We start from the raw sequence: 18468 nt of genomic DNA on the forward strand, positions 1-18468 counted from the left end.
GGAACAGACCATGAAAGATATCTATGAACCCGGGTCGCTGACACAGGCAATCGACTTTCATCTTGCCCATAGCGTTGGCAAGACCCCGGACACGGCCTCCACCACGGACTGGCGCCTCGCGCTGTCCCGCGCGGTGCGCGACAAACTGATCGCACCGTGGTTCGAAGCGACGAACCGTACATATGCCAAGGACCGGAAGCGGGTTTATTACCTGTCGATGGAGTTCCTTTTGGGACGTATCCTGGAGGATGCGGTCAACAACCTCGAGCTTGCAGATGATGCACGCGAAGCCTTGGCGAAACACGGCGTCAGCTTTGCCGATGTGGTAAACGACGAACCGGATGCAGCGTTGGGTAACGGCGGTCTGGGACGGTTGGCCGCTTGTTTTCTGGACAGCATGAGCTGTCTCGGCATTCCCGCATATGGCTATGGCATCCGTTATGCGCATGGTTTGTTCCGGCAGTCCTTCGATCAGGGCAAACAGGTAGAAATGGCAGAGGACTGGCTGCGCCACCAGCACAATTGGGAATTCGAACGCTCGGAATGCCTCTATGATATCGGCTTTGGCGGTGAGGTCATTGAGACGGGCGCACAAGCCAAATGGAGCCCATCCGACATCGTGATGGCACAGGCTTATGACACGCCGGTTGCCGGTTGGCAGGCGCGCTGGACAAATACGCTGCGGCTTTGGTCCGCTAAGCCCAAGAAGATTTTTGACCTCGATCCGTTCAACCGCGGCGAATACATGCAGGCCGCCGCACCCGAGGTGCTGGCGGAGACGATTTCGCGCGTCCTTTACCCCGATGACAGCACCGAAACAGGCAAGGCATTGCGCCTCAAGCAGGAGTTTTTCTTTACCTCCGCCTCGCTTCAGGATCTCTTGCGCCGCTTCCTGACGCACAATGGCGATCTGCGCGCGCTGCCAACCAAAGTTGCGATCCAGATGAATGATACCCATCCGGCAATCGCTGGCCCCGAGTTGATCCGTCTGCTGTCAGATGTGCACGGGTTGAGCTTTGACGATGCGTTCGACACTGCGCAGAACACATTGCACTACACCAACCACACGCTGCTGCCCGAGGCATTGGAAGCGTGGGATGTCGGGCTGATGGGCAGTATCCTACCGCGTCACATGCAACTGATCGAACGGATCGATGACCGGTTGAGCCGGGACGTTGCAAAATCAAATACCAGCGCCGCCCCACGCATTGTCGAAAACGACGTGGTGAACATGGGAACGCTTGCCTTTACGTGTTCGCGCAGGGTCAATGGGGTCTCGGCCCTGCATACGGACCTGATGAAGCAAACCGTCTTCAGTGATCTGCATAAGGTCTATCCCGAGCGAATTCTCAATCAGACCAACGGTGTAACGCCGCGTCGGTGGCTGCATGGATGCAATCCGGGTCTGCGGGACTTGCTAAACGAAACCATCGGAACGGAGTGGGTTTCAGATCTTGAGCAGCTGGAAAACATCGCGCCATTGGCGGATGATCCCGCCTTCCGCAAGCGCTTTATGGCGATCAAGCAAGACAACAAACGCAGGCTTGCGGATTGGGTCGCCGAAAACATGAACCTGCAGATTTCGCCCGATGCGATGTTCGACATTCAGATCAAGCGGATTCACGAATACAAACGCCAGCTGATGAATGCATTTGAAACCGCAGCCCTTGCCAATGCGATCCGCCGCGAACCGGATGCGGATTGGACACCCCGGGTCAAATTCTTTGGCGGTAAGGCGGCACCAGCGTATATCGATGCCAAGAACATCATTCGCCTGATCAACGACATCGCACAATCGATCAATTCTGATCCGGTGATCGGCGACCGACTCAAGGTGGTCTATCCGCCGAATTACAATGTATCCTTGGCTGAGATGCTGATCCCGGCGGCGGATCTGTCCGAACAGATTTCAACTGCCGGCAAAGAAGCCTCCGGCACCGGAAACATGAAGTTTGCGCTGAACGGTGCCGTGACGATCGGCACGCTGGATGGCGCCAATGTTGAAATCCGCGACCACGTGGGGCCCGACAACATCTATATCTTCGGGATGACCGCTGATGAAGTACAGGCCGCGCGCAGCGGATATGTCACGCAGGCCTATATCGAACAGAGCCCGATCCTGAGCGAAGTCATTGAGCAGGTGCGCACCGGGTTCTATTCGCCCGGTGAGCCAACGCGCCATTGGCCGGTGCTCGAAAAGCTGTTGCGGGACGACTACTTCATGGTCGCTGCTGATTTTGACGCCTATTGGGATGCGCAGCGCAGGGTTGACCACGGCTTTGCCGAGAAGGACGCGTGGTCCCGCATGGCCGTGCTCAATACCGCGTTGTCCGGTTGGTTCTCGTCCGATCGCACGATCCAGGGCTACGCCAAAGACATTTGGGGCATCGACTCGCTTGCAGGAGAGACAGAATGACCACAATCAGCTATTCCCCCGCGTTCGACTCTGCTACCGCCGAAGCGTTGCTTGCAGGTGCGATGAGCGATCCGTTTTCGGTTCTTGGCCCTCACAAAAACGGGCGGCGTTGGAGTGTTACCGTGCTGATCCCGGGCGCACTGAGTGTCGAGGTTCTGGACGGCAAGACCGGTAAAGTCGAAGCCGAGCTGCATCGCCTTGACGGGCGCGGGCTGTTCTCGGGCTTTGTCCGCAAACCCGTGGCGACTGGCGCCTATCGCCTGCGTGCCCGCAATGACAGCAATGTCTGGGAGCAGGATGACGCCTACAGGTTCGGGCCGGTACTCGGCGAGATGGATGAGTACCTGATCGCCGAAGGTGCACATCTGCGCCTGTGGGAAAAACTCGGGGCCCATCCGCTTGAGCGTGATGGCGTAAAGGGCGTGAACTTCGCGGTCTGGGCCCCGGCCGCGAGCCGTGTTTCCGTTGTGGGCGAGTTCAATCAATGGGACGGACGGCGAAACGTAATGCGTGCTCGGGGCACGACCGGGATTTGGGAGATCTTTATTCCCGGCCTGGGCGAAGGGTCGCTCTACAAATACGAAATCCGTAATGCGCAAGGTAACATTCTGCCGCTCAAGGCCGACCCGGTTGGCTTTGGGGCAGAACATCCCCCCGCCACGGCGTCGGTTGTGCGCGATTTAGACGGGTATGATTGGAGTGATGACGCCTGGATGGCAACGCGCGCGGACCGCAACCGCTTTGACCGGCCGATTTCGATCTACGAGGTCCATCTGGGGTCGTGGCGGCGCAAGGTCGAGGACGGCAACCGCCCGCTCAGCTATCTCGAATTCGCCAAGGAGTTGGTGGATTACGTGCGCGAGATGGGGTTCACACATATCGAACTGATGCCTGTCTCTGAGCACCCGTTCGACGGCTCGTGGGGGTACCAGCCCATAGGTCTGTTCGCTCCGACAATCCGCTATGGCACTCCGGATGAATTCCGGGAATTCGTGAACGCCTGCCATATCGCGGACCTTGGGGTGCTGCTCGATTGGGTGCCGGGGCACTTTCCGACCGACGCGCATGGATTGGGTCAATTCGACGGGTCCGCGCTTTACGAGCATGCCGACCCGAAAGAGGGTTTTCATCAGGACTGGAACACACTGATCTACAATTACGGGCGGCGTGAGGTGCAGAACTATCTCTGCGCCAACGCGCTCTACTGGCTCCGGGAGTTTCACATCGATGGGCTGCGCGTAGACGCGGTCGCGTCCATGCTATACCGCGACTATTCCCGCAAAGAGGGCGAGTGGGTGCCAAATGAACATGGTGGCCGCGAAAATCTTGAGGCGATCGCCTTTCTCAAACGCACCAACGAACTCGTGTACGACGCTGATGCTGGCATCATCATGGCCGCCGAAGAAAGCACGTCCTTTCCGGGAGTCAGCCAACCCACCGACCAGGGTGGGCTTGGGTTTGGGTTCAAGTGGAACATGGGGTGGATGAACGACACGCTGCAATACATGGCGCGCGATCCCATTCACCGGTCGCACCATCATCATGAAATGACATTTGGCCTCACATACGCGTTCTCGGAGAATTTTATCCTGCCCATCAGTCATGACGAAGTTGTGCATGGCAAGGGCTCGATGATCTCCAAGATGCCGGGCGACGGCTTCGATAAGTTTGCCGGGCTGCGGGCCTACTACGGCTTCATGTGGGGCCATCCGGGCAAGAAACTCCTGTTCATGGGTCAGGAATTCGCTCAGGGCGCGGAATGGTCTCACGATCGATCCCTCGACTGGCACTTGCTGGATCATGAATGGCACCGCGGCGTTCAGGCGTGGGTCAAGGCGCTAAACAAGTTCTACGCCGAGACACCATCGCTGTTCGAAACTGATTGTATGGCCTCCGGCTTCTACTGGCTTGAAGTCGATCAGTCCGATTTGTCCGTCTACGCATGGGTCCGCCAGGGCGATGAAGGCAAGGATCCCGTGATCGTTGTCTGCAACATGACCCCGACACCTCGCGACGAGTTTAGGTTGGGTGTACCCAATTCGGGCCAGTGGGAAGTTGTTCTTAACAGCAACGCCGAAGAGTTCGGCGGATCAGGTCACGGTTCGGAAACCTACTCAAGCGAACCGGTCGCATGGAGCAACCAAGACAATTCTGTATCCATGCATCTACCGGGCAACACGACGCTGTTTCTCCGACGAAAGGGATGACTGTGCCCAGTTTTGATCCATTTCGCGCATAGGCGAAATTATGTTAAATATGGTGTGCGGATTCCCTCGGCACTAATACTTCTATGTCCTCTTCAAACCTTTTTGGTCGAAGCGGTCAGAAATTCTGAAGTCGTTAACCCCCGTTTAACCCACCTCACCGTGAAACCTCTTACCCTGCCAGCATAACAAGATTCAGGGTTCTGTTGCAAAGTTTTGAACCCGCCGAGCAGTTTCAACAATTGATCGGGAGTTAAGTTGCGAGCTCAGCAAACTGCTGAAACGTACAGAGTCCGGGTGTGAATTGCCCCTTACGGATCATGTGCGCAACCTCGATACCTGCTAGCGTCGCCGATGCTGAAGCGAATGCCTTGAACCCAAGCATCGGTCGCGTGCGCCTCTTGATGAAACGGTGGTCCTGTTCCACGATAATATTTAGGTATTTCCGCCTCACCATCTCGATTGGAATCGGACAACCAAAGCTCTTGAGCATCTTGTTGATCGCCTTTATGCCAGTAGTATTGGCGCCACTTTTGTCGATGACGATCTTTTTGGGGAGGCCGTTGATCTCTAGCATCTTGGCGAAGAACTTTGTCGCAGCAGGTTTGTTTCGGCGTGGGGAAAGCATGAAATCGAGCGTTTTGCCGTATTTGTCGACCGCTCGATAGAGATAAACCCACGAACCTTTCACCTTGATATAAGTTTCATCCATTCGCCAGGATCGGTCACACGATCCCTTCCGTCTGCGAGCCGCATCAGCAATGGCACTGGAGTATCGTGTCACCCAACGGTTCAGCGTGGTGTGATCTACCGCAACGCCGCGCTCGGACATGATTTCTTCAAGGTCACGGTACGACACGCCGTATCGAAGGTAGAAGAACACAGCAAAGAGGATCACATCCTTGGGATATTGTGCGCCTTTGAAGGAGATCATGAGCTGGCTTTCGGCTGAATTACACCGGCCGCTATTCACTCTCTGCGTTCTTGAGCGTCAATGGCAAAAAGTTTGCAACAGATCCGTTCAAGGTTGGGCTGGATGGGTTAAAGGAGGGGCTGAACGCAGAGAACTAAATCTCAATCACAGGGGCGTCACACGCTACCGCGACGCGGGATCTACAGGATCTGGTAGAAGAGGGCGCTTTGGTCCGAACGGGTGAACTTCGGTACACGCGATATTGGTCAAAGCTGGATCGGGACGGGTAGGCGGATGAGGTACGGCACGAAGCGGTTTAAAGCGGTCTTTCGCTGCACGTGCAATGGAAACCTTTCTTCGGGGGAAAGCGGATGTTGGATTTCGTCCAATGCACGGGGTGTTGCATTTAGACGCCAGGGAATTCGCCAATACCAGCAGTCGGCTTTCCAAGAACATGCTGTTTTTCTGTCTCAAATCTGAGCGTCCCGAAATCTCACAATTTGAATTTTCCGGGGAAAAGTCCGCACAAGAAACGTCTGATAAGATCAACAGAGCGTCGTCGTGAAAAACCCTGCATATCTGTTAGGTAATTGACCCACATACCTTCCAGCAAAGCCAGCGTTCCGGCGGTGGCATCGTCCACCAAGTTTGGGTCACGCTCGTTTTTTTTAGCTATCTCCTTAAACGCAAGCCGCAAGGTCTCGACAAGTTTTTGATCTTGGGTGCTGCTATAGCGGGCAATACCTGGGTGTGAGCTCGCGATGCCGCGGAATGCATGCCAGATTTTCGTACTTCTTGGATTGAGCAGAGCTTCGGATAGGTCCGCCTCGATCACGGCCATCACACGGTCTTCGGGCGATGCATCCGAACCCAGGTCGGTCAATTTGTCCATTTCGGCATAATATTGAGCACTGAAATGCTGGGCTGCTGCCGTCAGCAAATTGTCCTTCCCGCCGAAATGCAAATGGATCATTCCGCGCGATAAACCAGAACGCTCGCAGATGCGGCTGACCGTCGTATCGGTGACTCCAATATCCGCGATAGAGTCCAGAGTCGCCTTGATCAGAAGTTGCTTATTGGCATCCGGAGCACGTTTCGAGCCACGTTTTCTTCCTCTGACGTTTTCCACTTTATTCAATAATTCCATCCTCTTGATGGCATCCCTCAAGTCTATCTCACAGGAAGATTGACACGAAAGACCGTTCTGGCGCAACATTTAATGGACGATCGTCCATTAGTGACTCGTGAAAATCCGGAAAGGAGGTTGGGTAATCTTTCGTAGCGAAGCATCCCGGGGCTATACCCTCAGCGCACCAGCCACGGCTTATGTGGGTTTTCTGGTGACGGCTCCATTGTTGATCCTGATCGCCTATTCGTTCTGGACGCAATCTTACGTAACGCTCGACAAGACGCCGACACTAAAAAATTATAGCGACGCGTTTGCAGATCCTCTGGTCCGACACTTGATGCTAAGGTCGATCTGGATTGCCGGAGCAGTAACAGCAGTTACCGTCGCACTAGCATATCCCATCGCTTATTTCATCGCGATGAAGGCCCGGAAAAAGACCATCTGGCTTCTGCTCATCACCATTCCATTCTGGTCTAGCTACCTCCTACGCGTTTTTGCCTGGAAACTCATTCTAGGGTTCAATGGAGTGATGAACTCCGCACTGTTGATGCTTGGCTTGATTGACGAACCGCTGGACTTCCTTCTCTACAATGAATTTGCAGTCGTGCTTACGCTTGCTCATGCCTGGGCGCCATTTGCGATCCTGCCGATCTATGTCTCATTGCAGAAGATCGATCCAAGCTTACTAGAAGCCGCCACCGACCTCGGTAACAGCCCTTTTCAGCGCTTCATGCGGGTGACGCTGCCACTAACCATCCCGGGGATTATTGCTGCTTGTCTGATCATATTTATCCCCACGGTAGGTGACTATGTGACCCCGGCACTGGTTGGAGGGTCGGACGGGAAGATGATCGCCAACCTAATTCAGGTGCAGTTCGGGGCCGCCAACAACTGGCCACTCGGCGCCACCCTTTCACTGATCGCGATGCTATCGGTTGGCTTTGTCGCTATAGTGTTTGTAATTACCGCCACCCGGCTAGGGAGGCGTATAAGATGAGACGCCCTTCGACCCTGACAGCCTACGCTTTTCTGTATTTGGTTTTTCTTTACCTGCCCGTCCTTTTTCTGCCCTTGTTTTCATTCAATAGCGGCACAATAGTTGCCTTTCCGATTAAGGGCTGGACGCTGGACTGGTATCGGAAGCTGGGCGAACAGGATACCTTGATCCAGGCCCTTTGGAATTCGCTTGGTGTCGGCACGGTCGTCGCACTTCTGTCTACCGCAATGGGGTTGTTCGCCGCTCGCGCCTTTGTTCGGTACCGTTTTCGGGGTCAGCGTGCTGCCGAAGGTCTGGTGATGCTGCCTTTGGTTATTCCCGGCATTATAGTTGCTTCTTCAATGCTGGTTCTGTTTCTGTTTGTCGGACTCAAGCCGTCTTTGCTGACCGTCGTTCTGGGCCATACATTTCTTGCGCTGCCGTTTTCCGTCTCGATCCTGAAGTCTGCGTTCGATGACTTCGATGCGTCGCTGGAGGAAGCATCTTACGATCTGGGCGTCGGCGTGTTCGACACCTTCCGCCGCGTGACGCTTCCGGTCGTTTCCCCGGGTATCGTAGCCAGTTTGTTGGTCACTTTCACAGTCAGCTTCGACGAATTCGTCCTCGCCTTTTTCCTGTCCGGCAACCAACCAACCTTGCCAGTATACATCTGGAGCCAGATTCGTTTCCCCGCCAAGCTTCCAAACGTTTTGGCCCTAGGCTCTATCCTGCTGCTTACATCGGTCCTGCTTTTGGCGCTGGCTGAGTATTTCCGGCGCCGCTCATCCGCATCAGAGGTCAGATGACAGACAAAAACATCATAGAACTCAGGGGCGTCGAAAAGCGCTATGGTACATTCCTGGCGGCTAGCGGGATCAATCTCGATCTTAAAGAAGGCGAGTTTTTCTCACTCCTTGGCCCATCGGGATGTGGCAAAACCACGGTATTGAGGATGATCGCGGGATTCCAAGAGCCGACCAAAGGCACTGTGCTGATCGACGGTCAGGATATGGATGGTGTGCCTGCCAATAACCGGCCGACCAACATGGTATTTCAGAGCTATGCTATCTTCCCGCACCTGAATGTCGGGAACAACGTGGCCTATGGATTACGCGGCAAGGCCCCCAAAGCCGAAATCGACCAGCGCGTAGCCGAAGCCTTGGAAATGGTCGAGTTGGGGGGGCTTGAGGATCGCGGCGCAAGTGAGTTGTCAGGCGGGCAACGGCAAAGGGTGGCGCTCGCCCGCGCGCTGATCATGCGACCCAAAGTATTGTTGCTGGATGAGCCCTTGTCGGCCTTGGACAAGAAGCTGCGCGAGCAGATGCAATTTGAAATGCGCAATCTGCAGCAATCGCTGGGTATTACCTTTGTGATGGTCACACACGACCAATACGAGGCGATGACAATGTCTGACCGCATTGGCGTGATGTTCAATGGGCGCCTCAAGCAGGTGGATACGCCAACAACGCTTTACGCCCGGCCCTGCGATCAGCAGGTTGCCAGTTTCATCGGTGAGATGAACATTCTTCCTGCCCAGTTGCTAAAGGAAAATGGCGATACGCTTTCAATCCACGCGAAGGCCTTTGGCCAAATGGAAATTGGAAGAAACCCCAACGTTGCAACCAGCGCCCGAGATATGAACATCGGTATTCGACCCGAACAATTAGAAATCACTGCTGAAAAACCCGAAGACTATCCATCAACCGTTCAGGGCAAAGTCAGCAATGTGGCCTTCTATGGCGAGAACATTCACTACCACATTCAGGTTGCGGAAGCCGACGCGCCGATCGCGGTCTCGGTTCCGAACTACTTTCACACGGTTGATTTCAATCGCGGCGACACAGTTTGGCTGGGAGTCCAAAGCGCCAGCGTGATCGATCTTGGCACAGACACAGAATAAGACAATGGGAGGAAAAAATGAAACTTCAGGGAATTGCGGCTTTCGCATGTGCGACGGCGATAAGTGCAGGAAGCGCCAGCGCCGGTGGAGCTGATCTGACGGTTTTTGACTGGTCGGGATATGAAGACCCGGGCTTCTTTGCCAGCTACATGGAAAAATACGGGAATGAGGCACCAAGCTATTCCTATTTCGGAAGCCAGGAAGAAGCCTTTACCAAGCTGAGTTCCGGTTTTACTGCTGATCTGGCACATCCTTGTTCCGACGCGGTCAGAAAATGGGTCGCAGCAGATCTGATTCAGCCGCTGGATGAAAGCAAACTGACCAATTGGGCCGATGTACTGCCCGAGATCAAGGAGGTCGACGCCATCGTTCTGGGCGGCCAGCTTTACATGTTGCCGTTCGAATGGGGGAACACGGGCCTTATCTATCGCACCGACAAGATCTCGGGCGACGATATCTCACTGCAATTGCTGGCCGACCCGGCCTATGCCGGTAAGATCGCTATCCCGGATGCCGCATCATCTGCGTATGCGTTAGCGGCGCTGGCTACTGGAAATGCTGACGACTACACCAACTTGAGCGATGAGCAGTTCAAGGAAGCGTCTGACTTCCTGCGCTCGATCCACCCGAACATGCGCTTTTACTGGTCCGACGCAGGTCAGTTTGACCAGGCAATGACCAGCGGCGAGATCGAATTGGGTTGGGCCTGGAACCAGTCAGAACTAAACCTGATCTGGAATGAGGTGCCTGCCGCGATGATGCGAGACGTCGACAAGGGTATCGCGACCTGGGCGTGCGGCTATGTGCATCTGAAATCATCCACGACACCGGTCGATCAGGTCTATGATCTGTTGAACGCGCTTACCGACCCGGCCAGCGGTCAGTACATAATCGACAACTGGGGCTACCCGCATTCCAACGCAAAAGCGTTCGAAGTTGCCGATCAGGCCAACATCGAAGCCTATGGTTTCTCCGATCCAAAAAGCTTCTTCGAGGGCAGTTTGTTCTTTGATGCGGTGAACCCCGAGCTTGAGGCAAAAATGCTGGCGGAGTTTGAACGGATCAAAGCCGGCTTCTGATTCAACAATATCTCCGGGGCCAACCAGCCCCGGAACACAAACACAGGAAACCGCGTGAACATGTCAGACGCGAACCCATATGCTATGCTCTTGGAACCGGTTCAAATCGGGCCAGTCACTGCCAGGAACCGCTTCTATCAGGTGCCTCATTGCACCGGGCTGGGGCACCTCCGACCAAGGGCGGATGCTGCCGTTCGTGGAATGAAGGCCGAAGGCGGGTGGGCGGTGGTTTCCAATCAGGAGACCGAGATTCACCCGACTTCTGACCTTTCTCCTTACGCCGAAGGGCGGCTATGGGACGCGCGCGATGTGCCCGCGTTGCGGCTGATGACAGACGCAGTACATGCACATGGTGCACTGGCGGCTATCCAGCTGGTTCATAACGGCAATCATGCGCAAAACCTGCTAACCCGCGCCCCGGTTCTTGCACCTTCCGAAATGTCCGTCGACACGACACACCCCAAGCAGGCGCACGCTATGGATAAGGCCGACATTCGGGAATTCCGCCGTTGGCACCGCGAGGCCGCCTTGCGCGCGAAAGATGCCGGGTTTGACATCATTTATGTGTATGCCGGGCACAACATGACATTGGCGCAGCATTTCATGCTGCCGCATATGAACCAGCGTAGCGATGAATATGGTGGGTCGCTCGAAAATCGCGTGCGTCTGACACGTGAACTGCTGGAAGACACTCACGAAGCCGTGGGCGACAGCTGCGCTGTGGCGTTCCGTTTTGCTATTGATGAGATGATGGGTGCCGGGGGCATGCAGGCAGCAGAAGAAGGCCGCGCCATTGTCGAGCTCTTGGCTGATCTTCCTGACCTATGGGATGTGAATGTGGCTGACTGGTCCAATGACAGTGCCACGACTCGTTTTCAGCCAGAGGACGGATATCAGAACGCGTTTCTGTCCCACGTTAAGCAGATCACCCGCAAACCTGTGGTTGGTGTCGGTCGCCTGACGTCGCCTGACATGATGTTGTCGATGGTCAATAAGGGAATTGTCGACCTTATCGGAGCCGCGCGACCTTCCATAGCGGACCCGTTCATTCCGAAAAAGATTGAGAAGGGTCGCATTGACGAAATCCGCGAATGTATCGGCTGCAATATCTGCGTCTCCTCTGACAATCTGGGCATCCCGATCCGCTGCACTCAAAACCCCACCATGGGTGAGGAATGGCGACGCGGTTGGCACCCCGAAATCATCGCGCCGAAAAAGAGCAACGCGGACACTTTGGTTGTTGGCGGTGGCCCTGCCGGTCTTGAATGCGCCATGCAGTTGGCAAGGCGAGGATATCAGGTGACCTTGGCCGAGGCGTCTGCCGAATTGGGCGGGCGGGTTACGAAGGAAAGCAAACTTCCCGGCCTCGCAGCTTGGTCCCGCGTCGTCGACTATCGTCTGCATGACTTAAAGCAACGCGGCAACGTTCAGCTGTTCACTGACAGCAGGCTAGATGGCGATCAAGTGGCAGAGCTGGGCGTCGAACACGTCTTTGTGGCCACCGGCAGCCTTTGGCGAACCGACGGCATGGGCCGTAACACCCAGCGCCATGTGCCACAGATCGAGCAAAGCGCCAATGTGCTGACGCCTGATGACATCATGAATGGTGTTCTACCGCGGGATGGCCCGGTCATGATCTATGATGACGATCATATCTATCTGGCAGGAGTGATCGCCGAGAAACTGGCGACTGCAGGATACCAGGTGGTCTTTGTCACGCCGGAGAGTTTGGTTTCAGCTTACTCCATCAATACTTTGGAGCAGCCTCGCATTCAGGCCCGTCTGATGGAGCTTGGTATCGACATTCGTTGCAATCAGGTGCTGACGGCGGTTCAAGGTGACATGGCCCGCACCGGTTGTGCCTTTACTGGTCGCGAAATGGATATTCCATGTGCCTCGACAATTCTGGTCACTGAACGTCAGCGTGAGACGACGCTATATGACAGCTTGCGCGGGCTCAGGTTGAAAACCGTCGAACTTATTGGCGATGCCGCTTCTCCAGGGCTGATCGTCGACGCAGTCTTCGCGGGCCACCGCGCGGCCCGTGATTTTGAACGCCCCAAGGCAGAAGCAGATCAAGATTGGTTTCGCCGCGAGATAATCGATTTGGAGGAAACGAGATGAACAGCCGACCGTTTGAGTTGGATGCGCTGATAGCCTCGCACCAGTACGGCCACGCCCTGCCGCGCGAATTCTATACCTCCCAAGACATCTATAACTATGACATTGCCCGGGTCTGGAACCGCAACTGGCTTTGGGCAGGGCATGTCAGTCAAATCCCAAGCCCCGGTGACTACTTCCTGTTCGACTATGGCCCGGAGAGCATTATCATTGTTCGCGACCGCGATGGCGATATTCGTGCTCATTTGAATGTCTGCCGCCATCGCGGATCTCGCGTCTGCACTGAACAGTCCGGCAACGCCCGCGTTCTTGTTTGCCCCTACCACGCATGGACATATGAGCTATCAGGAAAACTTCGTGCAAGTCACAATATGGGGGAACAATTCGACCCGTCAAAGTTTGGGCTTCTTCCCGTTCAGGTGAGTGTCTTCAAGGGCCTGATCTTTGTCTGTGCCGATGCAAACACCCCATCACTTGATCCTGTCCTCAGCAAACTTGAGCCACTCGTCGAACCCTATGGCCTGAACGATTTGAAAGTAGCGCATACCGCGTCATTTCCTGTTCCCGCGAATTGGAAACTAGCGGTTGAGAACTACCTTGAATGCTACCACTGCGGGCCAGCGCACAAAGAGTATTCTCGCTCCCATAGCTTGAAATCACCGCAAGACATGGCTGGTTTGGTCGAGCCGCTAAAGGCTAGGGCTGTAGAAGCCGGGCTGTCACCCAATGAATTGACTCTTGTCGGCGACGCTGCGCTGACCCCATTTACCAGCGGGTACTATCGTCGCTATCCGCTTTACCAAGGCTACAAAACCGGCAGCCAATCGGGCGAGGCACTTGCACCATTGCTTGGAACGCTCAAAGGCTTCGACGGTGGCGCAACTGACTTTGATATTGGTCCATTGAATTGGTTCCTGATTTATTCGGATCACATGGTCGGCTACCGCTTCATTCCACGAGGCTTACAGGAAACCGACATTCAGGTGGTCTGGCTGGTGCGCGCTGACGCCGAAGAAGGCGAAGACTACGACAAAGAAGACCTGACCTGGCTTTGGCATGTCACATCTTTGGATGACGAACGCATCATTCGCCACAACCAGTCCGGCGTGAATTCTCAATACTTCCAACCGGGCCCCTTGGGCGAAATGGAAACCGCGATCCAGGATTTTTACGATTTCTATTTCGCAATAATCAGTCCGGAACCAGAACAAAGGATGGCCGGTAATGGCTGAGGTAAAATCACGCCGTCGCGGTGGTGGTGGGCGCGCCGCGCGCATAAAGGTGCAACAGGCGACTACGGGCAACGAGGCCGTGCGTGGAGGTTTAAGCGGCGGACGCTATAAGCCGTTGACCCAATCAGATATGGAGAACATCCACCAAGCGGCCCTGACCGTTCTGGAAAACACCGGCGTCACCGACCATTTCCCGGAACTGCTTGATCTGGTGCTGCCCAAGGGCGCGGTGATGAATGACCTTAATCGGCTGTGCTTTCCCCGTGCGCTGATGGAAGACATCCTGGCTGGTGCTGCTAAGGAGTTTTATGTCTATGCCCGCGGAGAGCGTGAAGGCAAAGACGACATGCATTGCTCGGCAGAGAGTGTCTATTTCGCCAACTCTGGCACCGCTGTCACAACCTTCGATTCCGAGACCAAAACTTATCGCCCTTCAGTCCTGCGCGACGTTTATGATTTCACCCGTCTGGTGGACTGTTTGGACAACATCCATATGCTGGGCGATACGGTTTTGGCCACCGACGTGGCCGATGATTTCGCTCACGACATGAACACCATATATGCGATGCTCGCAGGTAGCCAAAAACCTGCCTGTCTGACCTTTCGCGACCGTAGCCACATCCCACATGCCATTCGCATGTTCGATATGGCGCAAGGTGGCGATGGGGCTTTCATGAAAAAGCCAAGCGTCATATTTGGCGGCTGCCCTATGGTTTCCCCCTTGCGGATCGGCAAGGAAAACATGGAAATCCTGATTGATACAGCCAAGTTGGGCCTGACGGTCGATCTGGCAGTGCCTCCTCAGGCCGGGGCCACAGCCCCCGCGACGCTTGCGGGAACACTGGTTCAAACCGTAGCCGAAACACTGGCCTGTGTTGCCATTGTTAACCTCATCACACCGGGCTGTCCGGTCTGCTTTGCTGCCTGGCCCTTCATCACTGACCTGCGCAGCGGATCGTTCACCGGCGGCAGTGGCGAACAAGCCCTGATCGGGGCGGCAGCCATTCAGATGGGCAACTTCTATGGCCTTCCCACATCCGTTGGCGCAGGCATGACAGATGCCAAAATACCCGACGCGCAATACGGGTTGGAAAAGGCGCTAACCTTCACGCTTGCCGCCCATGCTGGTGCCAATCGGCTGTGCGAGTTCGGCGGGATGATCGGCAGCCTGATGGGATGCAGTTTTGAAAGCATGGTCATCGATGACGAAGCAGGTGGTATGATCCTGCGATCGTTGCGCGGGATAGAGGTCACAGATGAAACCATGGCGGTGGATGTAATCCACCAATGCGCCATCGACCCAGGTCATTTCCTCGGCAACCCACACACGCTGAACTATATGAACACCGAATTTGTCTACCCGCGACTCATGGATCGTGAGCGTACAGATACATGGGAAAACCAAGGCAAAACTGATCTGTTGGACCGCGCCCGTGACAAGGCCAATTCCATACTCGACAGCCATTTCCCCAACTACTTCGGCGCTTCAGACGCTCAGGTGCGCGAAGAGTTCCCAATTGTGATGAGCGCAGAAAGTATGGCCCGCCGTGGATAACTCTAACGCCAAGCACTGGGACAACGACCACTTCCTGCACCCGTGGGAAGGGATGGCGACCTTGGGCGAAAACGACCGGACATTTATTGAAGGTGCTAGCGGCATCCATGTCATGAACGAAAAAGGCGAACGCTTGATCGACGGACCGGGAGGCATGTGGTGCACCCAGATCGGTTATGGGCGAGAGGAGATGGCCGAGGCCATGGCTGAGCAGGCTCGGAACCTTGCTTATTTCTCGCCCTTTAACAACTCCAACTCGACTGCCGCGCGGTTCGCGCGCGAAATCGCCAAACGTGCGCCGGGCGACTTGAACAATGTCTTTTTTACCACCGGCGGTTCCACTGCGGTTGATACGGCAATCCGGTTTGTCCATTTTAGAAACAACCTTTTGGGGCGACCGGAGAAAAAGAAAATCATTTCAAGGCAAAAAGCCTATCATGGAAGCACCTACTTGGCGGCCAGCGTCAGTGGAAAAGAGCGTGACCGGCTTTGGCTCGACAAAGCCGATGACCTCGCTCATTTCCTGCCAGACGTGAATCCGCTCTACCGTTCACCTGGTCAAAGCGAAGAGAGCTTTCTGAAGGAGAAAGTTTCCGATCTTGAAAACGCCATTTTGGCGCTTGGCCCAGAAAATGTTGCCGCTTTTATCGCCGAACCGGTTCTGGCATCTGGTGGCGTGATCGTGCCGCCAAAGGGATATCACAAAGGCTGCCTAAACATCTGCAAGAAGTATGATGTTCTATACATCTCCGACGAAGTGGTGACAGCTTTTGGGCGATTGGGCCATTGGTTTTCGTCAGAGGCTGTTTTCGGCATTCAGCCGGACATAATAACTTGTGCTAAAGGAATGACATCTGGGTACGCGCCGATGGGTGCCGCGATTATCTCTGACCGATTGATCGCCGACGTTGCGGGAAAAGATGCCACCTTCTCAAGTGGTTACACCTATTCTGGTCATCCAGTTAGCGCGGCTGCGGGTTTGATGGGCATTGAGATCATTGAGCGGGAAAAACTTCTCGAACACGTTCAAAAGGTCGCTCCGGTTTTTCAGGATCAGCTGCAGCATTTGCGACAGATTGACATCGTTGCCGATGTGCGCGGGATGGGGCTGATGGGATGCGTACAATGCTCAGTCGATGGTGATCCCCGGAGCGATCTGGGATGCGACTACGAGATTGGCGGCCAGATCGATATAGAATGCCAAAAACGTGGGTTATTAGTTCGACCTATTATCAACATGTGTGTTCTTTCACCGCCCCTTATCATCAACGAAAGTGAAATTGAGCAGATGTTTTCTATCTTGCGCAAAGGGCTTGAAGCGACACGAACGTGGCTTGGCGGAATCAGTGAACAATGAAGAGCTTGCGCCACTGTTGCGGATGTCCGCAGACCGGTATGCCACTGCAGCATTTGAATTCCGTCCTAAATGTCCGCAATGGGCCGCCAGCGGCGAGGCCAATGTGTCATGGCCGAGAGATGCCGCGCTGCCTTGGAGATCTGAAACGAGCCGAGAGTGGTCATTCTTGTCGACCCCCTTCAAGCCTACGCCTGGGTGGTTCGCTTGGCAATTTGCCAAAGCTACTCCGCCCATCCGACAGAGCGCAGCTTTTTGACCAACTGTCGCGCTGTGTCTGGCTCGCGATGAAGTCGCGTCAAAAACTCTTCTATTGGAAACCCCGGCCAACTTTTTTCGATTTGATCGATCATGCGGCGCCCGTCCTGCTCCCTACCGACGGAGGAGTAAGCAGCGGCCAAGTACACGACCCCAAGAGCGGAAACCGGACCACCACTTGCGTTACCCTCTTCAAATGCAGAGATTGCTTCGTGGTATAGGCCAAGATGAAAATATGCCGCTCCCAGTATGTTCAAGTACGCAAAACGCGTGTTTTCACCTTCTCTTGGGCGATCACGGTCGCCTGCTTGTAATCCTTTTTCGAACTCTCCAGACGCGACTGCGACAACGCCATAGAAGTCCAGCACGTTGCCATTTTCAGGTGCGAGCGACAGTGCGCGTTCGGAATACCTCATGGCACTTTCGAAATCGCGTTCCACAAACGCCACCCAGCCTGCTGCTGATTGCACCCATTCGTGATCCGCGTCGAGTTCTAACGCCCGATCGCGCACTTCGCGGGCTTCAGCCTAAAAAAAGTCGTGCCTGTCGCCAGCGATTGACAGAAGCGCAAGCGAGCCGAGAGTTTGGGCCGCCCCCGCATAGGGCAACGCGGAGTTCGGATCGATCTCAATCGCGGCGCGGAACAATTCCGTGGTCAACATTTGTCGATGCGCGTCGAAAATAGGATAGATTAGACCTCTGGCCTGCAAGGCCATATTAGCGGCTTCCAATGCCGCAGGCGATTGCTCCATGAGCGCCTGACGCTCGACGCGGGCCGCGAGTTCGGCATCGTCCGGACGCGGACCGGGACGGAGCACCTCAAAAACCCCGAGTGCGATTACCGCCAGCAGTACGCACGCAACAAGCACTAAGCGAAGTTTTTTCGGACCTCCACTGAGAAGTGGTCTGGCTGTGCCGTCGGCGGCCGGAGATTGCGCTGAAACGACGTGACGCTCGAATGTGGGTGCGTAGCCGCCTTTGCGTATGTGAACGCGAACCGCGTCCGCTCGGCCATCGCTGTCGTAGTAGTCATCTAATGACCTTCTCAACCGTCCCGCCTCAACGCGAACGAAGTTAGCGGAGTTTGTCTCGTCGACGGTATCCCGTCCGTAGAGATGGAACCCTATGGACTTGGCGCTGAGGTCCGCCCCCTCCTCGGACAGAGATTTCTCCGTCACGTAAATCAGGAATTCCTTGAGACGCGGCGAGTTCGCGAATATCCGACTTTCCACCACCGAAGCCACAGCAGCACGTTTTTCTTCGACACTGAGGTCGTTTCCGCTCTTGTCGCGGCAGGTGCTGTTTCCTTTGGTTTCGGTCATATTTTCAAA

At 55.1% G+C, this 18468-nt stretch carries 14 protein-coding genes; 10 read left to right on the forward strand and 4 right to left on the reverse strand.

Translation table 11 applies throughout. The features are described from left to right. Positions 1 to 10: 10 nt before the first annotated feature. Complete coding sequence (locus GS620_RS06865) at positions 11 to 2416, forward strand: glycogen/starch/alpha-glucan phosphorylase (protein WP_171614822.1); 2406 nt, start codon at positions 11 to 13, stop codon at positions 2414 to 2416. Continuing rightward, positions 2413 to 4623 carry a 1,4-alpha-glucan branching protein GlgB gene (glgB, locus tag GS620_RS06870; RefSeq protein WP_253283821.1) on the forward strand — a complete coding sequence of 737 codons (2211 nt, stop codon included), beginning with the start codon at positions 2413 to 2415 and terminating at the stop codon, positions 4621 to 4623. Before GS620_RS06865 ends, glgB begins: the two co-directional genes overlap by 4 nt. Positions 4624 to 4873: 250 nt before the next feature. Here glgB and GS620_RS06875 read toward each other — a convergent pair whose 3' ends face one another. Continuing rightward, entirely contained in the window at positions 4874 to 5554 is a 681-nt protein-coding gene (locus tag GS620_RS06875) for an IS6 family transposase (RefSeq protein WP_171614824.1), read from the reverse strand. Between the two features lie 472 nt (positions 5555 to 6026). Next, positions 6027 to 6701 (reverse strand): TetR family transcriptional regulator C-terminal domain-containing protein, encoded by a 675-nt coding sequence (locus GS620_RS06880; protein ID WP_171614826.1) that lies wholly within the window; start codon positions 6699 to 6701, stop codon positions 6027 to 6029. A 103-nt stretch (positions 6702 to 6804) separates the two neighbouring features. On the opposite strand from GS620_RS06880, the gene GS620_RS06885 reads away from it, so the two are divergent. The 8 genes from GS620_RS06885 to GS620_RS06920 are packed head-to-tail and all read left to right on the forward strand — an operon-like array spanning position 6805 to position 16882. Beyond that, the gene (locus tag GS620_RS06885; protein ID WP_170474779.1) at positions 6805 to 7659 is read left to right on the forward strand and encodes an ABC transporter permease; all 855 of its coding nucleotides are present in this window, start codon (positions 6805 to 6807) and stop codon (positions 7657 to 7659) included. After that, complete coding sequence (locus GS620_RS06890) at positions 7656 to 8444, forward strand: ABC transporter permease (RefSeq protein ID WP_171614828.1); 789 nt, start codon at positions 7656 to 7658, stop codon at positions 8442 to 8444. The genes GS620_RS06885 and GS620_RS06890 overlap by 4 nt, the downstream gene beginning before the upstream one ends. Beyond that, on the forward strand, positions 8441 to 9538 hold the full coding sequence (locus tag GS620_RS06895) for an ABC transporter ATP-binding protein (protein WP_171232433.1): 1098 nt from the start codon (positions 8441 to 8443) through the stop codon (positions 9536 to 9538). The genes GS620_RS06890 and GS620_RS06895 overlap by 4 nt, the downstream gene beginning before the upstream one ends. A 17-nt stretch (positions 9539 to 9555) precedes the next feature. Next, a complete protein-coding gene (locus tag GS620_RS06900) occupies positions 9556 to 10617 on the forward strand; it encodes an extracellular solute-binding protein (protein WP_171614830.1) in 1062 nt (353 codons plus the stop codon). Between the two features lie 60 nt (positions 10618 to 10677). Then, positions 10678 to 12741: an FAD-dependent oxidoreductase gene (locus tag GS620_RS06905; RefSeq protein ID WP_171614832.1), complete on the forward strand. Its 2064-nt coding sequence runs from the start codon at positions 10678 to 10680 to the stop codon at positions 12739 to 12741. After that, positions 12738 to 13970: an aromatic ring-hydroxylating dioxygenase subunit alpha gene (locus tag GS620_RS06910; protein ID WP_171614834.1), complete on the forward strand. Its 1233-nt coding sequence runs from the start codon at positions 12738 to 12740 to the stop codon at positions 13968 to 13970. Before GS620_RS06905 ends, GS620_RS06910 begins: the two co-directional genes overlap by 4 nt. After that, complete coding sequence (locus GS620_RS06915) at positions 13963 to 15525, forward strand: trimethylamine methyltransferase family protein (protein ID WP_171614836.1); 1563 nt, start codon at positions 13963 to 13965, stop codon at positions 15523 to 15525. Before GS620_RS06910 ends, GS620_RS06915 begins: the two co-directional genes overlap by 8 nt. Next, the gene (locus GS620_RS06920; protein ID WP_171614837.1) at positions 15518 to 16882 is read left to right on the forward strand and encodes an aminotransferase; all 1365 of its coding nucleotides are present in this window, start codon (positions 15518 to 15520) and stop codon (positions 16880 to 16882) included. The genes GS620_RS06915 and GS620_RS06920 overlap by 8 nt, the downstream gene beginning before the upstream one ends. Before the next feature lie 221 nt (positions 16883 to 17103). Here the strand turns inward: GS620_RS06920 and GS620_RS06925 are convergent, their stop codons facing one another. Together GS620_RS06925 and GS620_RS06930 are read right to left on the reverse strand one after the other, a co-directional pair. Then, the gene (locus tag GS620_RS06925; protein ID WP_171614839.1) at positions 17104 to 17649 is read right to left on the reverse strand and encodes a tetratricopeptide repeat protein; all 546 of its coding nucleotides are present in this window, start codon (positions 17647 to 17649) and stop codon (positions 17104 to 17106) included. Between the two features lie 15 nt (positions 17650 to 17664). Next, the gene (locus GS620_RS06930) at positions 17665 to 18459 is read right to left on the reverse strand and encodes a hypothetical protein (protein WP_171614841.1); all 795 of its coding nucleotides are present in this window, start codon (positions 18457 to 18459) and stop codon (positions 17665 to 17667) included. Positions 18460 to 18468: the final 9 nt, after the last annotated feature.

Source organism: Ruegeria sp. HKCCD6428, assembly GCF_013110595.1.
Lineage (GTDB): Bacteria > Pseudomonadota > Alphaproteobacteria > Rhodobacterales > Rhodobacteraceae > Ruegeria.

Bases quoted from the DNA above. Each gene is read 5' to 3' on its own strand.
- GS620_RS06865 (WP_171614822.1), top strand. From the start codon at position 11: ATGAAAGATATCTATGAACCCGGGTCGCTGACACAGGCAATCGACTTT.
- GS620_RS06895 (WP_171232433.1), top strand. From the start codon at position 8,441: ATGACAGACAAAAACATCATAGAACTCAGGGGCGTCGAAAAGCGCTAT.
- GS620_RS06915 (WP_171614836.1), top strand. From the start codon at position 13,963: ATGGCTGAGGTAAAATCACGCCGTCGCGGTGGTGGTGGGCGCGCCGCG.
- GS620_RS06930 (WP_171614841.1), bottom strand. From the start codon at position 18,459: ATGACCGAAACCAAAGGAAACAGCACCTGCCGCGACAAGAGCGGAAAC.
- glgB (WP_253283821.1), top strand. From the start codon at position 2,413: ATGACCACAATCAGCTATTCCCCCGCGTTCGACTCTGCTACCGCCGAA.
- GS620_RS06875 (WP_171614824.1), bottom strand. From the start codon at position 5,554: ATGATCTCCTTCAAAGGCGCACAATATCCCAAGGATGTGATCCTCTTT.
- GS620_RS06910 (WP_171614834.1), top strand. From the start codon at position 12,738: ATGAACAGCCGACCGTTTGAGTTGGATGCGCTGATAGCCTCGCACCAG.
- GS620_RS06890 (WP_171614828.1), top strand. From the start codon at position 7,656: ATGAGACGCCCTTCGACCCTGACAGCCTACGCTTTTCTGTATTTGGTT.
- GS620_RS06905 (WP_171614832.1), top strand. From the start codon at position 10,678: ATGTCAGACGCGAACCCATATGCTATGCTCTTGGAACCGGTTCAAATC.
- GS620_RS06900 (WP_171614830.1), top strand. From the start codon at position 9,556: ATGAAACTTCAGGGAATTGCGGCTTTCGCATGTGCGACGGCGATAAGT.